This is a genomic window from Neolewinella antarctica (assembly GCF_011927835.1).
Lineage (GTDB): Bacteria > Bacteroidota > Bacteroidia > Chitinophagales > Saprospiraceae > Neolewinella > Neolewinella antarctica.
Window position 1 is genome coordinate 329,015 of the sequence record NZ_JAATJH010000001.1, and the last position, 15,029, is coordinate 344,043.

Annotated in this window: 16 protein-coding genes; all 16 read left to right on the top strand. The window is 57.0% G+C overall.

The window, feature by feature from the left end; all coding sequences use genetic code 11:
- The 16 genes from GGR27_RS01365 to GGR27_RS01440 all read left to right on the top strand — a co-directional run bounded on the left by GGR27_RS01365 (position 1) and on the right by GGR27_RS01440 (position 15,019).
- Positions 1-513, top strand: coding sequence for a head-tail connector protein (locus GGR27_RS01365; protein ID WP_168035604.1), 513 nt, complete (start codon positions 1-3; stop codon positions 511-513).
- Positions 501-851, top strand: coding sequence for a head-tail adaptor protein (locus GGR27_RS01370; protein WP_168035605.1), 351 nt, complete (start codon positions 501-503; stop codon positions 849-851). Before GGR27_RS01365 ends, GGR27_RS01370 begins: the two co-directional genes overlap by 13 nt.
- Positions 844-1,329, top strand: coding sequence for a hypothetical protein (locus tag GGR27_RS01375; RefSeq protein ID WP_168035606.1), 486 nt, complete (start codon positions 844-846; stop codon positions 1,327-1,329). The genes GGR27_RS01370 and GGR27_RS01375 overlap by 8 nt, the downstream gene beginning before the upstream one ends.
- A gap of 2 nt (positions 1,330-1,331) precedes the next feature.
- Entirely contained in the window at positions 1,332-1,718 is a 387-nt protein-coding gene (gene gp17 / locus GGR27_RS01380; protein ID WP_168035607.1) for a tail completion protein gp17, read from the top strand.
- A 13-nt stretch (positions 1,719-1,731) separates the two neighbouring features.
- Positions 1,732-2,169 carry a phage tail tube protein gene (locus GGR27_RS01385; RefSeq protein WP_168035608.1) on the top strand — a complete coding sequence of 146 codons (438 nt, stop codon included), beginning with the start codon at positions 1,732-1,734 and terminating at the stop codon, positions 2,167-2,169.
- A 61-nt stretch (positions 2,170-2,230) separates the two neighbouring features.
- On the top strand, positions 2,231-2,629 hold the full coding sequence (locus GGR27_RS01390; RefSeq protein WP_168035609.1) for a hypothetical protein: 399 nt from the start codon (positions 2,231-2,233) through the stop codon (positions 2,627-2,629).
- An 8-nt stretch (positions 2,630-2,637) separates the two neighbouring features.
- A complete protein-coding gene (locus GGR27_RS01395) occupies positions 2,638-2,943 on the top strand; it encodes a hypothetical protein (RefSeq protein ID WP_168035610.1) in 306 nt (101 codons plus the stop codon).
- A 3-nt stretch (positions 2,944-2,946) separates the two neighbouring features.
- Complete coding sequence (locus GGR27_RS01400; protein ID WP_168035611.1) at positions 2,947-5,511, top strand: tape measure protein; 2,565 nt, start codon at positions 2,947-2,949, stop codon at positions 5,509-5,511.
- Positions 5,511-8,366, top strand: a complete 2,856-nt coding sequence (locus GGR27_RS01405; protein WP_168035612.1) for a hypothetical protein — start codon at positions 5,511-5,513, stop codon at positions 8,364-8,366. Before GGR27_RS01400 ends, GGR27_RS01405 begins: the two co-directional genes overlap by 1 nt.
- On the top strand, positions 8,350-11,484 hold the full coding sequence (locus GGR27_RS01410) for a collagen-like triple helix repeat-containing protein (protein ID WP_168035613.1): 3,135 nt from the start codon (positions 8,350-8,352) through the stop codon (positions 11,482-11,484). The genes GGR27_RS01405 and GGR27_RS01410 overlap by 17 nt, the downstream gene beginning before the upstream one ends.
- Position 11,485: 1 nt before the next feature.
- A complete protein-coding gene (locus tag GGR27_RS01415; protein ID WP_168035614.1) occupies positions 11,486-11,983 on the top strand; it encodes a TIGR02594 family protein in 498 nt (165 codons plus the stop codon).
- Positions 11,984-12,006: 23 nt separating this feature from the next.
- On the top strand, positions 12,007-12,234 hold the full coding sequence (locus tag GGR27_RS01420) for a hypothetical protein (RefSeq protein WP_168035615.1): 228 nt from the start codon (positions 12,007-12,009) through the stop codon (positions 12,232-12,234).
- Between the two features lie 222 nt (positions 12,235-12,456).
- The gene (locus GGR27_RS01425; RefSeq protein WP_168035616.1) at positions 12,457-13,095 is read left to right on the top strand and encodes a PAS domain-containing protein; all 639 of its coding nucleotides are present in this window, start codon (positions 12,457-12,459) and stop codon (positions 13,093-13,095) included.
- A gap of 41 nt (positions 13,096-13,136) precedes the next feature.
- Positions 13,137-13,535, top strand: a complete 399-nt coding sequence (locus GGR27_RS01430; RefSeq protein ID WP_168035617.1) for a hypothetical protein — start codon at positions 13,137-13,139, stop codon at positions 13,533-13,535.
- A 77-nt stretch (positions 13,536-13,612) separates the two neighbouring features.
- A complete protein-coding gene (locus GGR27_RS01435) occupies positions 13,613-13,963 on the top strand; it encodes a hypothetical protein (protein ID WP_168035618.1) in 351 nt (116 codons plus the stop codon).
- Between the two features lie 3 nt (positions 13,964-13,966).
- On the top strand, positions 13,967-15,019 hold the full coding sequence (locus GGR27_RS01440) for a hypothetical protein (RefSeq protein WP_168035619.1): 1,053 nt from the start codon (positions 13,967-13,969) through the stop codon (positions 15,017-15,019).
- Positions 15,020-15,029: the final 10 nt, after the last annotated feature.

The following is a 15,029-nucleotide window of genomic DNA, read 5'->3' on the forward strand; positions in this document are numbered from 1 at the left end:
ATGCACGTAGTCACCTCCCCCCCCAACCAAGAACCGGTCAGCCTCGACGAGGCTAAGGACTGGCTACGGGTGGGGTACGACGCCGAAGATGCCCTCATCGAGGGGCTCATCATGGCGGCGCGGGCGTACTGCGAGCACTACACGAACCGAATCTTTCTCCACCAAACCCTCGTCGAACGCTTCGAGGCCGGGGAAAGGCAATTGACTCTCCACGCTGACCGGATTACCTCCGTAACCAGCGTGAAAGTGGGCACCAGAACGCTCGACCCGACGGAATACACCGCCGACGACCGGCTAAGCTGCACGGTCATCGTCCTGAACCTGGCACCCGCGACCGCGCCCATCGTGACCTACGAGGCCGGGGCCGCTTCCTACAAGGAAGTGAGCCCCGCCATTAAAGCGGCCATGAAACTGCTGATCGCCGACATGTACGAGAACCGGGTCAACATGGTGCGCAACCTGCCGACCGCCGCCCATAACCTCCTCAATACGCAACGCAGATGGCTGACTTAATCGGGCAAATGCGCTCGCGCATCACCATCCAACGCCCGACCACCGCGCGCGGGCAGGTAGGTGGGTCGACAAAGACCTGGAACGACTTGGAAACCGGCGTTTACGCCGCCCCCGAGTTCCGGAGCGTCGGTAGCGACGAGAAACAGAAAGGCGACCGGGTCTACACCCGCGCCACGCTGCTGCTGACGATCCGCCGCGAAAACCGGGAGCTATCCACGACCGACCGGGTGGTTTTTGATCGCCGCGTCTACGACATCTTATCGGTTTCGCCAACGGGCGACCGGCTTGAATTATTGAAACTGGAATGCCTGGCCATCGGCGAGCAAACGCATGAGTAGGTCCATGAACGCGGAAGCGAAAATATGGACGAACAAGGTGCAAAAGACCTTCGAAACCTACTCGCGAAAAGACCGCCGGGCGGTGATGATCAGGGCCGCAAAGCCACTCATCAAAGCGGCGCGGTCGCGGGTGCCGAAGGGCACGCGCAAGCACCAACGCGGCTCGGGTGCTGACCGAATCGTCTACAACCCCGGTAACCTTCGACGGAGTATCGGCCGCATCCCCATCCGCCGGTTGGTGGATGCCATCGTGGGGCCGCGCTTCGCCAAAAAGAAGGTCGCGGAGTACGGTGGGGTAGGGCAGCCGACGGACGGGTATTACGCCCACATGCTGTTCGGCGGCGCAAAGCAATTCAAGGCAGTGGTGATGGACCCCGCCCTGGCCAGCTCGAAGCTGGAAATTATTTCCATCGTAGAAAAAGGGACGCGCAAATCTATTAAACGCCGCGCCCGCCAAAACGGAATTTCGACCCGCTAACCATGGACGCTCAATCACTCATCTACGACGTGCTCGCTACCGACCAGACCATCACGGAATTGGTGGGCGACCGCATCTACCCCGTCGTGGCCGATCAGAATTTGCGCCCGCCCTTCATGGTCATGCAGGAACTGGAGATAAACGAGATCGCCACCAAGGACGGCCCCATCCCCGACGGCTGGGGTTTCCAGATCGATCTGTACGCCGACAATTATAACGACATCCGATCCATGAAAAAGGCCGTCCGGTCTGCCCTCAACTGGAAAGTAGTGGGGCCACCGGGCGGACGGATCAGAACCAAGGTCGGTGACAACACCGACGCCCCTTTTCTCACCCCATCGAACCTATTTCAGTACGTGGTCGACTGCACCGCCCGCGTAAGCACCTAAAACCCTAAACATCATGCCACAAACGCAAGGCGTCATCAACGGTACCAATTTCCGGCTTTACCTCAACGGTTTAGTCATCGGCCGCGCCAACAGTTGTACGGTGGCCTACTCCAAGGAAATCCGCGAAACCGTCCACAAGGACAACACCGGCGGCTACAGCTCCGGCGAATCCGGCAAGAAAAGCTACACGCTCTCTTTCGAGGGCTTCATGAGCGAGAAAGGAGACCTGGGCACCGGCAACGTCAATGCTATGCAGCAAATCTTCGCGCTCTTCGATCAGGACGACGCTTTCGACTGGAAAGCCACGACCGACCAGGAAGGCGACAGCATCGTCTCCGGCCAGGTCATCATGTCCGACTTTTCCATGACCGCCGCGGTCGAGGAAAACGGCACCATCTCCGGATCCTGTACCGGCATCGGCGCGCCCGTCTTCGGCGTAGTGACCGTGTAACCAACCGCCCCGCCCCGACCACGTCGGGGCGGGGCTATACCAATTTTCAACTGATACGATTATGAGTTTTACTACACTACAGGGCACCATCAAATTCAACGGCGAGCAATACCCCGTCCGCCTGGACTTCGGTGCTATTCGCCGCTCCCTTCCGCTGTTCGGTCTGAAGAATCTTTCGGAATTCGACACGATGATGCAGATGCTGAGCAAGAACGAATTCCCGGCCGATGCCGTCGAGCCCTTCATCCGTAACGTGATCGGCGCGGGCCTGAGCTGGGAAAAGGACGAGCGACCCACGCCGAAGATTGAGGACGTCGAACGGGCCATCAACGAATACATGGGGCTGTTCACGGACGTGGTGATGGCGCTCGTGCCGGATGCCGGGAAAGCACCGGAAGAGAGCAAGGAAAAAAAAGCCAAGGCGAAGGCACCCGCCAAAAAATCGACTACCAAGGCGTAGCGCTCGGGGTGCTGAGCCTGTCCCTCACCGATTTCTACGCCCTGACCCCCTGGGAGTTCATCGAGGCCTACGAAGCCAGGCGGACGTACGATCAGGATCGCTGGCAGCAAACGCGCTACATCATGTGGGCGGCGATGCGGCCCCACTACAAAAAGTTGGACGTGACGGACGTGCTGTCCCTCTCCGTTGACAAAGCAGCCGCGAAACCGCCACCCGAAACCGAAGAACAACGCCAACAACGCCTCAAAGTAGCCGCCAAACTAGACGCACAGGCGGCGCTAGAATACGCTAACCGCAACCAACCTCAACCGTAAACCATGGCAGCCGCCGACCTAAATATTCGATTGGGTGTCAACCTGAAGGGGTTGGCCGCCGGCCTCGACAAGGGGTTGGGCAAGCTCAAGCGGTTCGGCTTCAAAGCCGAATCCATCGGTAGTAGCCTGACCGCCCGCGTCAGTCTGCCGTTGGTGGCGCTGGGCGTTACGGCCGTCAAGACGTTTGCGGATTTCGACCGGCTGGAAAAGGGCCTGGGCGCGCTCGCCGGATCGGCGAAAGGCGGGCAGGAAGCCTTCCAACGCCTCAACCGAATCGTGCTCGATACGCGCACGACCTTGGACCTGAAAACCGCCGCCCTCGGTGAGCAGCGGTTGGTGGGGGCGGGCCTGGCGGCGGCGGAAGCCGAGCGGACGATCAAGCAGCTTGGTATTGCGGCTACGGTGTCGGGTTCTTCCATCGACGACGTCGGTGGGGTCTTAAGGCAGTTCACGCAGATTATCGGTAAGGGGAAGATCGAGCAGGAAGACTTGAATACCATCTTGGACCGGATGCCGGCTCTCGGTGCGCTCATCAAGCAGGAGTTTGGCGCGTCCACCGCTGAGGGGATTCGGGCGACGGGTATTTCGATGACGGACTTTACCAGCCGCCTTACCACGGCCATCGAATCCAACAAGAATTTCCAAGGGGTGCAGGGTGGCCTGGCCAAGTCGTTCGAGAGCTTTGGTAACGCGGTGCAGGTGGGCATCCGTCCGCTCGGTGAGGCGATTGCTAAGGCGTTGAACTTGGAGGTCAATTTGGGGAAGTTGGCGGATGTGATTACTAAGGTTAGTATGGGTTTTACCGGATTAAATCCAGGCACACAGAAATTCATTATCTATGCGGCCGGTGCGGCCGCTGCTGTCGGGCCGCTGTCGTTTGGCTTGGGTGCGGCAGCCAAGTCCTTACCACTGTTAGTTACGGGGTTCAAGCTTTTGGGCGGGCCACTTGCGTCTGTAGCGGGTAGTATGTTGGCATTCGGTAAATACTCTAAGCTTAGTTTGGCTTTGTTTTTCAAGGGCGATTTAATCTATAAGGCTGTTTCTGTTGGCGGTGCTTTGGACAAAGCTATGCTAGGCTTGAAATACGCATTCGTGGCTTTAACTAGTCCGATTGGGTTGGCAGTGCTCGCAATTGGTGCCATTGCTGTCGGTTTCAAAGTTGCTTATGACCGCAGTGCGTTCTTCCGGGGACAAGTAGCCAAGCTTGGTGAGATGTTCGTGCGCCTTGGTGACAATTTGGGTAAGCTAATCACTAAAGTATTTCCCGATTTATCCAAAATATTCTCAAAGGCTGGTAGCGTATTCGATGGTGTTATGGCGAGTCTCGCGAGCGGTGTGTCTTTCATCGTGTCTTTGTTTACTAGCTTGGTCGAGCACGTCACGCTAGTGGTAGGGGCAATGACGGATGTCTTGAATGGCGATTTTGGAAAGGCGGGTGAAAAATTAGGACAAAGTTTATTTAACCCGGCCAACTTTCTGAAACCAGCTAAGGACGCTGCTGAAGCCGCTCGTAAAACATTCAATCAATCGCTCGATGCGCCGGGCTCGACGATTAGTTCTCCTGCGGACATACTGGGTGGCGGCGGGGGCGCCAGTGGTGGTTCGTCGGGCGGCGACCCATCGCGGAACGTCCTACCCGCCGCGCAGTCACTCGACGCCAAGCAGTACGAAATCCCCAAAGAAGCGCGCGAATCGCTGGGAGAATACTTCACGCTGGCTAACTCCGCGCGGTTGGAGTCCGAACTACTGACGCGGGCGCTTTCCGGCCTGGCCATCGTTCCGGTGATCGATACGGACCCCTACGAGCGCACCAAGCAGGTCATGGCCGAGCTGCGCACCGAGATCACCGACAACCTGAACGCCGGGCTGGCGGAGTCGGAAGAAAAAGTAAGGTTCTTCGGCGAGGGCTTCAACGGCATGGCGGAGAACATCGAACTGACCAAAGCAGCCCTGCAAACGCTTTACGAGGAAGGGTTCCTACCCACCGACGAGATCGTTATCGGACTCACCGAAAGGTTGGACGGGTTCATTTCCAAGAACACGGAATTAGCCGAATCACTGGCACAGGTTGCCGCCACCATGCAAATGCTTAAAGAAGCTTCCGGCACGGCGTTCGATAGCGTGACGCAGGCCATGAACAAAGGGCAGAGCGCGGTTAAGGCGTTCAGCGCCGCGGTGGTTTCCGCCGTGCGCGACGCGATCGCCGCCGAGATCAAACTAGCCGTCGTCACGCAGGTGAGTAAGGCGCTAACCAAGGTACCCTTCCCCTTCAATGTGGGTATTGCCGCCGCCGCCGGTGCCGGTGCGTCCGCGCTGTTCAATTCCGCCATCAACGCCATCGGTATTCCCGCCCTGGCGAAGGGTGGGGTAACCACCGGCCCCCAGCTCGCCCTGATCGGTGAGGCCGGCCCCGAGGCCGTCGTCCCGCTCGATCGGTTGGAACAAATGATCAACATGGGCGGCGGGGCTAGTGCCGTGCGCGTCTTCGGTGAATTCGTCCAGCGTGGCGAAGACCTTATTGCAGTCATCCGCCAGGCCGAACCCGGCTACGCACAATCTTACGGGTAATGGGCGCGCTAATCAAAGGCGGGTTCTTCCACGACGACGTGGGCTACGACGTGTTTCTCGATCGGGGCGGGCCGGGTGACACGTTCATCAAAACACCGATCACGTCCGTACGCCTGGACTACAAGCTCGATAAGAAGTCGCTCACCTCCAACATCTTCGCTTCCAAGTTGACGGTGTCGTGGATGGTGGACAAGGGCAACTACCGCGAAGAGCAACTACTGAGGACTCAGTCGAACCCCGAAGGCACCTACATCCTGCGCGTGCTCCGCGAAGGGGAACTGTGGTGGATGGGCTACGTGCTGCCCGGGCAGTCGACCCGCCCGCTTTGGGAGGAAAAGTATGAAATCACCATCGCGGCCACCGACGGTATCGGACGGCTTAAGGGGGTGGACTACCTGGGTGGTGGCGTGGAACCGCTAAAGGACCACCTGCTGCGCTGCCTCACCGACATTCCGCTACCGGCCGGCTACTACGGGCCGGACGACGTGTTCATGAGCTTCAATAGCTTACTCGTGCCGGACGGGGTGACGCCCAGCGACCAATTCAACCTGAGCGGTGAACTGAAGCTAAACAGTAAGGCGCTGCGCAGCGTCGACGATCGGGGGAGGGTAGAGAACTCCAGCGCTTACGATGCGCTGGTGCAGTTCCTGCGCGTGACCGGTGCCCGGGTGGTGCAGGCGAATGGGCGGTGGTGGGTTACGGAGAACTCGGGTTACGCGACCAACGTGCGGACGCTCTACCACCATTACGCGATCGACGGTACTTACCTGGGGGTGTCGAATCAGGGCGGCTTACTTGCTATCAGTAAGATACTGGACACCGATGACGCAACGGTATCGGCGGGGGCGCAGGTGCGTTCGCAATCCCCCGTTCGACGTGCGGAGGTGACTTACACGCACTTTACGCTGGCCGACATTGCGCAGGAAGAATTGAACGTGGATCGTAACGTAGCCAGGATCGAGGGTTTTGGCGGCGGGGGCACGCTGCACATCCGCGCCCGCGTGAACATGAAAAATAATGTTCGCGGACTGAGTACGGCGGCGTTGGACCGGATTGTCAATACTACCGTCATCGTCGAGGTTGAGGGCCAATTCAATTGGTACTTGCACCGCGACGCTACGCCTAATGCGGGCGGGGTAAGTCTGGGGGCGGCAGAGTGGCGGCAGGAAACTGGGTCGTACCAATCAGTAGTATCGAACCCCCCGCCCAGTCTGACCATTCAGGCCAGCGGACGCATCAACTTCTACACGCCCCCGGTGCCAGACGGCGGGACGCTGGTGGTTTCCTTTGGCTCGGGGTCGACTTACCAGGCGGGGCAGCAAAGCAACGTGAGCACCAACGTTTCCTTCACGGACCTACGTATCGCGGACATTCCGGCGGGTAACGCTGATCGGGAAACCAACGCTATCGTGTACGCGGAGAGCAACCAGGCCTACGACCTGAACTCCGGCGAGGAAGATTTCGAGGTAAACTTCGGTGACGGACCTGGTGAAAACACCTTCGGCACCCTAAAAATCTTACAGGGCCGCCTGACCAAGAAAACGAGCGGGTGGCGCGCCTACTGGACGACGGACGGGGGCGAATCCTTTTCCCACGGAGCGGTGCTCGCCAAGATGATCATGGGCCTGCGCAGCCAGACCAACGAAGAGATCACCGGCACGATCTTCACCGGTAAGTATTCGGCTAACCAACTGGTGCTGACCGTGCAGGGTGACCCCCGCGACGTGCGCAACATCCGCAAGTACGTGCCGGTGGACCTGTCCCACAACCTGTTGACCGGTGCCGTGCGTGGGTCGTGGGTAGAAGTATCGTTCGCCTGGAACCCGAACCCGGGCAATACCAGCGAAATCGTCCTGCCTCCCCACAAAACGAACGGGGAGGGGCCGAAGTCGGCACCACCTGAATCTAAGGATTTCGCACCGCCTAAAGGCGGGGGTGACGCTGGGGGTAATGACGGGGGTGGCGGGCAATCTTCGTCTAGCTCCGGGCTTCCCTTCAACCCGGCGATTAATGCCTGGGACGCTAGTGGGGCTCCCTTGTCCCGGCTGGGTGACCCCGTTGACCCGGCGGACGCCGTTACGCTGAGGTACTTGCAGCAGTCGGGGGGTGGCGGCGGTAGTGACGGTTGGGACTCCACTAAGCCGATCCTACGCATGCCAAAGGTTGGCGACATCGTTACCGGCTTTGCGTGGTTCTACTTCACGCCGCCCACCGTGCGCCTCACAAAATCTCCCTCGACTACGCTCTACGAATGGGGGACGGTAAACACCCTCAGCATCAACGTTTCCACCAACAACCCCGGCGCGGCTACGCTTGGTGCCGGGCGGCTGGAGGCTAACGGTTCGGAGGTGTTTAGCTGGCAAAATAATGCTAGCCCTACCTACGCTTTTCAGTTTGAGCCAGGCCAGGGCGGCGGTGCTAACGGGGCGGCGGATTACAGTTTCCGCGCGCGGCTGGATTACTCGGAAGGTGACGAACCGACCGAAACGGTTAGCTCGAATTCGCAAAGTATACGCGGGGTGTACCCAGTCTTTGTGGGCGTGACTGATGCTATTCTGACCGCGGGCACCTCCGTCTACACGGCCCTCACCAAGGCTATCGTAAATCAGGGCGACTTGTCGCAAAAACTTACTGGGTCGGGTCACATCTACTACGCTTACCCCACCACCTGGGCGGCGAACAAATCGCTACAAATCATCGACGGTAACGGCTTCGACGTGACCGCCGGATTCGAGGTGACGACGGTGGCGGTGACGTCCGTCGACCTGCCGAACAATTGGACACAAAACTATAAGGTGTTTCGCCTGCGCAACACCACCACGATCAACAATACGACGTATGAATTTCGCTATTAGACTTACGGGGCTGGTCCTCGCCTTACTTTCCCTGGCACCCGCGACCGCGCAAATTGGCGTACAGCTCAACTTTGCGCCCGACATCGACAAGCCCCTCGATGACCGCCAGGCCATCGCTACGCTCGCCGATACGGCAACCTTGCGCACGTACGTGGGGCTGGTTACGCACGTGGCCGATGAAGACAAGAAGTATGAGTTTATCAGCGCCTTGCGGTGGGTTGAGGTCGTAGCGGGCCGCACCCTGACGGAGACGGAAGTGGACGCCATGGTCGCCAATAATGGCTACCGGACGACCGACGAAAACACGACCTACTCGATCTCAAAGCAGACCGATACCACCTACTTGTTCGCCGGGTCGGATGGCTACCGGTACACAATTATGCTACCCCGTGGTGGCAACCACCAGGGTGGCGGTGCGGATGGCTACTCCCCCCAGATCAGTATCGCCGAAGTAGTGACTGGTGCCCCTGGCACGCCGGCGGTATTCGAAGATTTGGACGGCGGGCCGGACGTATCCCTTCGCGTAGTCATTCCGGCAGGAGCAGACGGGCAGAAAGGCGACCCTGGCGTTGCTGGTCCCAAAGGGGACCGGGGTGAAGCTGGGGAGCCGGGAACGGGCAATGGCGGACCAGTGGAATGGGATGAAATACTAAATATTCCATTCACGGTGGGTGATGGTGGAATCAGTACCGATGGCGGAAAGTCTACTCTTCAGCTACCAACGCAAACGGAAAACTATACTGGGAAAACTTCTAATGATTCCTGGCTACGAATTGAGATTGAAAATTACCCCGGCAATTTCATCTCGTTTGAGATTGAAAAATTACAATTCCGAAGTGGTACTAATGATTTTCAGAGATACACAATCGCTGGAAATTACAGCGGAGTCGAATGGAGAGAGTTTACTGTCATTACTGAGGGTAGTGACAATGCAAAGGTGGAATATATTGCCACCTCCGAAAACAACCACCCTGTTGTTTATTTAAAGGACGGACGGATGCTGTTCTCTAGGTACCTTGTTAAAAATATAGGTCTAATCGCTCGTGCGGACAAAATTCTAAATTTTATTTGCTCGACGGTTGATTCCGCCCCCGGATTGGTTCGAAACGCAGCCCCATTCGCCGTGCCGATCAGCAAATTAACGTACGCGGGAAATCTTAGCGATTCGGATTGGTTGCGTGTTGATATTGGATCACCAGACGGCGCACCCATGACCATTGATGTGACCAACCTGTACAACATATCGTTCGGAAGTAGCGACCGCGTGACCATCACCGGTACGCCCCGCTCTTCTGGATGGAGAAACACCAGCGCGGTAGGAATCTATGAGGAATACCGAGGCCAAGAATATGCGATGGCGGTCGAGGGCGGCCGGGCGGTGATCTATTATCGATCTAACCTTGCTCAGTACGCCAGGGCTTACGTTAGTGAATTTCGGCACCCCATCAAGCCGCTTGCCTCCGTTGTTGATTTTGGCCTTTCTTGGGTAAGCGATCTTCCACCCGGGGTAAATGCGGCGGACGTGTCCCTACCCGCCGCCAACACCGACCCTCTGCGTGACGAACTGACCGACGACATTACCGCCGCCGAGCAACGCGCGAACGCGTACGCGGATGCACTACCTGGCTACGATGACGCGAACATAAGGGATAGTATCATTCTGGTTGAGCAACGCGCTAAGGATTATGCTGATGCCCTGCCGCAGTACGATGACGAAGATTTACGAGATAGTATCCTCTTGGCCGAGCAACGCGCCAACGCATACACTGACGCGAAGAACGACGGTAACGGTATTTTTTCAGGTGGTTCTAACACAGTTCCAACTGGAACTGATTTTGTCACAGAGGACGGGGGAGCGTTCTTACTGAATACTACATTTAGCGACGGATGGAGAGCCATTACTCAAGGGTTGAAACCACCGTCAGGTAATGACAAAATTGAGTTTGCGCAATACTTAAATTCAGCAGGGGGGGGTGAAGGCGTCGCAATTCAAGCCATAGATCAGTACGGAGAGATGGTAGTGAATACATCTTTCATGGGCTACAAAAGGCCTAGCATCGGCATCACGGGCTGGAGCTTTAGTTCCAGCACTGGAGGACTTACCTACCGACTACCTAATCGGGAGGGGTTCATGGATATGCCGTCCGACCTGCCTACTACTGACGGTTCCTCTTGGACGTCAAACATAGATGGCTCCGGGCAGTGGTCGGTTGGGGAAACTTCGGGCGCGGGAAATCAAGGCCCTCCGGGTCAAGATGGCGAGGATGGTAGCGATGCCCCGGCCGACGGTAACGGTATTTATTCCGGTTCGGGCGTGCTACCTGCTGCGATACAAATAACGTCTACCGGTGGGGGGCTGGCCTACGGGGATTTCGGGCTAGAGAAAATATTTTCGCTCGAATCGCCCGCGGGAGAATCGGCCATTAAAATGACTATGGACGTAGACCCGGATGACGCCAACAAGGTATCGGGCCAAATCGACGTCAGCTCATTTTCGGGCACTACTTTTATTCGTCCGAATGGAGTAGAAATCAGGACGCCGGACGGGAAAAGAGCTACGCTATCTCAGCGTGAAAGTGGGGAGATGTACGTTGGCAATGGCGGTGGGGTAAATGATGGCGTAGACCTGCTTTCCGACCGCCCGGCAAGCCCTTCGTATGCAGTCTACCAGCCGGACGGGACGGTGGGATACGTACAAAACGCCCCCTCTCCGCCAACTAGCGGGGGAGCCTCTTTTGTTGACCGGCTTACGAGTGATCTATTCGAATCAAGTGCAGACTGGACCACTGGACTATCCGTATCGGGGTTGCCTGTCGGTTTGTACAAGGCCACGTTTACAATACTTCATACTAGCGAGATGCAAGCTAGGATAAACGCCACGAATTATGATGATGCCAGCAGCCTAGTTATGGTTAATGAGCTGGCGGTTCAATTGGCTAATACATCATTCGGGCTGGATTACCGCGAAGGTCAAAGTGGGATTGCGCCCACATTTAAAATAATACCAACCATTTTTGAAATTACTGCGGACGGAGGATCAGTAGAATTTCAATTTAAGTCGGAAACGGGAGCCATCCTTCGAAACCGAAGTACGGTAGTCGTAAAGAAAATTAATTAAAATGAATCACTACCACCTTTTACCGGCTCAAAGATCTCTGCTAACCCACGCCCTTTCCTACGCGGGTAACCGTGAAGTGCGCGGCCCAAAAAGTAACGCGGCAATCCTTGATATAATTAATAAGGGCGGCTTTCCGAATTGGAAAGACGACAGCACCATCGCCTGGTGTTCGTGCTTCGTGAACGCGATGGCACTTTCCGTATGTATGGAAAATACCTTGGCAACCGAGCACCCGGGGCTAGCGCGGGGGTGGCTGAAGGTGGGCGTCGTAATCCCGCGCGAAGAATTACGGGTGGGCGACATCGTGGTTTTCGACCGGGGCGGATGGAAGGGGCACGTTGGGTTCTTTCTCGCCGACCACGGTACGCACATTACCGTTTTTGGTGGTAATCAAGGTAGCGCGATCACCGTATCAGATTATAAAATGCCTTTCCTGGGTGGCCGGCGGCTCCGGCGGACGGACGACGACGGGAATTTAATTAGCGATGCAATCGCATAAACCCGAAATAAAGCACCCTACGCATGAAAATCCCGCCAACTAAAATATTCCAATACCTCAGTGAGGTCGTCCCCATCCTGGGCCTGATCGCTGACTGGCTTCCTTCCTTCGAGCAGCGTATGGCCAACCGGAAGCTTCGTCATAAGCGCCGCCACGCGGATGGTAAAATTAGTCAGTCACGACTGGAGCTTGAACTGGAAGGGATTGAGGCTAAAAAAGTCGCCTACTACAAAACCCACCCTAAGCCATGAAGTACCTAGCCCTGCTCTTTACCTTCCTCCTCTGCACCTGCGTCCGCGCCCAGGAACAGCGTGATACGTGCGTGTGGGAGTTAGCACCACTGAAATGGGTGCGAGACACTAACAATTTGGATGGTGGCTACTGGCTAAGGTGGTGCCCTGAGCCTAAGCGGAAAGATAAGAGAGAAAAAGAAATTCCTGAAACATCACTTGTGTGGCAAAATATTCTCCGAAATGAGCATTAAAGAAACTGCGGGTCGCTACGGCCCATGGGCGGGCGCGTTGGTTGCCATCATTATAGCATTGATGCCAATACTGAATGGTACTTACAAAATATACCGCGAACAAAATTTCAAGGAAGCCCAGTACGAAGGGTCCATCCAAGGAGGGATTCTGCTTGATTTGCGGGATGATAACCGCGAAATGCGCCGCCTCATCATCGAACTCGAACGCAAGGTGCTCGATCTAGAATCCACGCTGCGAATGACCCGCCGCGCTGATCGAAATAACCCCTTGGCGTTGTGGGAACTCGACGAGGATGACCAGATGGAAACTTTTAATCCAGCTTTTAGCCGCCTGGCGCTACAGACGCAAGGCGTTAACCCCAGGGATGCTTACGACAAGACGTTTCGTGAGATGGGAATGCCAGAAGATGTAGTCGAACACGCCGAAGAAATAATTCGCCAAGTGCGTGAAGCCCGGGGCAAGCCGGTACAATCAGATAGTGGGTTCTCCATCGAAGACCGCGGGCGTAGGGGGAAGTGGAAAGTGTTTTGGCGATCCTTTTACGTGGGACTCATCGACGACGATGGACGTTACCGTGGGATGGATGGCACGGCTTACCCTTACCGCGAAGAAAAACTAGAAGAATAAGCGCCGCCGGGCGCGTTCCCGGCACCTACAACCCTTTTATCATGAGTACCGAAATTCAAGCGCACGGCGTAGAGAACGCCAAGCAATTTATCACCATCCTGGGAGGCCAGGTGTATTCCGCCGCGACGATCGACAAAAACGGCGACGGAGAAATCAGCACCGGCGAATGGACGGGCTTCGGATCCGGGTTCGCCATGGCCGTGTTCACCAGCTTTTCCATCGTCTCCGCTTCTTTACCCGAATTTGGCGACCTGAAGGGAAAGGAGTTCGACGAACTGACCGACCACGTGCTGGCCACCGACTTCTTGCCCGACGATAAGGAGCAAGCCGAAGTATTGGTGAAGTACGTCCTGCACGTCGCCAATACCAACCGCAAGTTCGCCATTGATCTAATCGGCCTGAGCCGGGGAGAGAAGATCGCGCTGCCCGTCGCTGCCTAGATGACCTAAGTAGTATCAGTTTTCGCCCGCCTCTGGATTCGTCCGGGGGCGGGTACTGGTAGTAAAAGACTTCACCTATGCTTCCCGGACAAATTACCATCGACCCCATTACCCGTGGCGACATCCTCGTTTCGGGGCTTTTCGAAATACTAATCGACGGGGAAGGGATGGATTTTTCGGAATACAGCCTCCGCTGTCAATTCAAACCGGCCGGGATGGGTTTTTCGCGGTACGCGGACTTGACGCTGGGGGACGGAATTATACCGCTTCCCTCGCGTGGGCCCGGGGTCTTTATCCTGATCACGCCAACTAACAACTGGAGGTCAGGAACGGCCGCTTTCGACTGGGAAGCCATGCACAAAGCAACTGGCATAACCCAGACATTCATCACAGGAACCATTGAACTTAACCCCGATATAACTACGTAAATCATGTCAGATATAACTATTGCTTACTCAAAGATTGAAGGCGGTATCCGGTTTTATGATGCGGCCGATTTGGTCGATTCTCCGCCCATCGTTGGCACGGCCGAAGACGGACGGTCGCCCGTAGTCACTATCGCCGAAGTCGTCACTGGAGCGCCTGGGAGCGACGCCCTCGTCGAGGACACCGACAGCGGACCGGACGTCGCGTTGCGATTCGTCATCCCCGCCGGGAATGACGGTGCTGACCCTGAACCCGCAACCGACGGCTATTCCCCGGCCGTGACGATCGCCGAAGTAATCACCGGTGCCCCGGGTAGCCAGGCTACCGTTGAAGACATCAGTGATGGGCCTGACGTCGCCCTGCGCATTATAATTCCAGCAGGTCAACCCGGCGCAAGTTCGGGTGCCGGGGGTGGCGAGCCCGCCGACCTGAGCTTCTACGACCCCGATGACGGTTCCATCACCGCAAAGCGCATCCGGCTCCCGGCATCCGACCCCCTACTGCACGGGGAAATCAACGTGCGCCCGGATCCCAATGGGCAGAACGGATCGGAGGCGCTGTACTTCGTCGGCGCAAAGGCGGGCGAACCGGTTTACTTCGGCGACCCGAACAAGGCGATGGGAGCGGTGAAGGGAGAAAACAGTGACGGCCTCACCGGATGGAAGAACGTTGAATCCGACCGGGTGCGCGTCGGTGGTGTGGGTAACTACATGACCTTTGGCGAATCGGGTAGCGTGGCCGTGTACCGATCCGGTAAGACCATTCACTTCACCAACTTCTCGTCGGGCCGCGCCACCATCAGCTTTAACGTGCGCGTGGACGGTAAGGGCGATATTTCGGTGCTCAGCCTGGACGAAACCGGTAACGCGATTTTCACCGGTAAGGTGTTGGCGGCTAACGTTCCCCAGCGCGTGGTGGTCGCCGACCTTGATGCTATGGCCGCCTACGATACCTCCGACAGCGAAAGCGACGTGATTTTCATGGTGGTCGACGCGGGCGGCACCCCGCACCAGCAGCACACCTACTGGCGTGAGCTCGACGCCATCTTCCCTAATTAATTACCCCTCC

What these genes read in the sequence shown, in the direction of transcription:
- GGR27_RS01415 (WP_168035614.1), top strand. Translation starts at nt 11,486, where the DNA reads ATGAATCACTACCACCTTTTACCGGCTCAAAGATCTCTGCTAACCCAC.
- GGR27_RS01400 (WP_168035611.1), top strand. Translation starts at nt 2,947, where the DNA reads ATGGCAGCCGCCGACCTAAATATTCGATTGGGTGTCAACCTGAAGGGG.
- GGR27_RS01430 (WP_168035617.1), top strand. Translation starts at nt 13,137, where the DNA reads ATGAGTACCGAAATTCAAGCGCACGGCGTAGAGAACGCCAAGCAATTT.
- GGR27_RS01420 (WP_168035615.1), top strand. Translation starts at nt 12,007, where the DNA reads ATGAAAATCCCGCCAACTAAAATATTCCAATACCTCAGTGAGGTCGTC.
- gp17 (WP_168035607.1), top strand. Translation starts at nt 1,332, where the DNA reads ATGGACGCTCAATCACTCATCTACGACGTGCTCGCTACCGACCAGACC.
- GGR27_RS01410 (WP_168035613.1), top strand. Translation starts at nt 8,350, where the DNA reads ATGAATTTCGCTATTAGACTTACGGGGCTGGTCCTCGCCTTACTTTCC.
- GGR27_RS01425 (WP_168035616.1), top strand. Translation starts at nt 12,457, where the DNA reads ATGAGCATTAAAGAAACTGCGGGTCGCTACGGCCCATGGGCGGGCGCG.
- GGR27_RS01375 (WP_168035606.1), top strand. Translation starts at nt 844, where the DNA reads ATGAGTAGGTCCATGAACGCGGAAGCGAAAATATGGACGAACAAGGTG.
- GGR27_RS01390 (WP_168035609.1), top strand. Translation starts at nt 2,231, where the DNA reads ATGAGTTTTACTACACTACAGGGCACCATCAAATTCAACGGCGAGCAA.
- GGR27_RS01385 (WP_168035608.1), top strand. Translation starts at nt 1,732, where the DNA reads ATGCCACAAACGCAAGGCGTCATCAACGGTACCAATTTCCGGCTTTAC.
- GGR27_RS01370 (WP_168035605.1), top strand. Translation starts at nt 501, where the DNA reads ATGGCTGACTTAATCGGGCAAATGCGCTCGCGCATCACCATCCAACGC.
- GGR27_RS01435 (WP_168035618.1), top strand. Translation starts at nt 13,613, where the DNA reads ATGCTTCCCGGACAAATTACCATCGACCCCATTACCCGTGGCGACATC.
- GGR27_RS01365 (WP_168035604.1), top strand. Translation starts at nt 1, where the DNA reads ATGCACGTAGTCACCTCCCCCCCCAACCAAGAACCGGTCAGCCTCGAC.
- GGR27_RS01405 (WP_168035612.1), top strand. Translation starts at nt 5,511, where the DNA reads ATGGGCGCGCTAATCAAAGGCGGGTTCTTCCACGACGACGTGGGCTAC.
- GGR27_RS01440 (WP_168035619.1), top strand. Translation starts at nt 13,967, where the DNA reads ATGTCAGATATAACTATTGCTTACTCAAAGATTGAAGGCGGTATCCGG.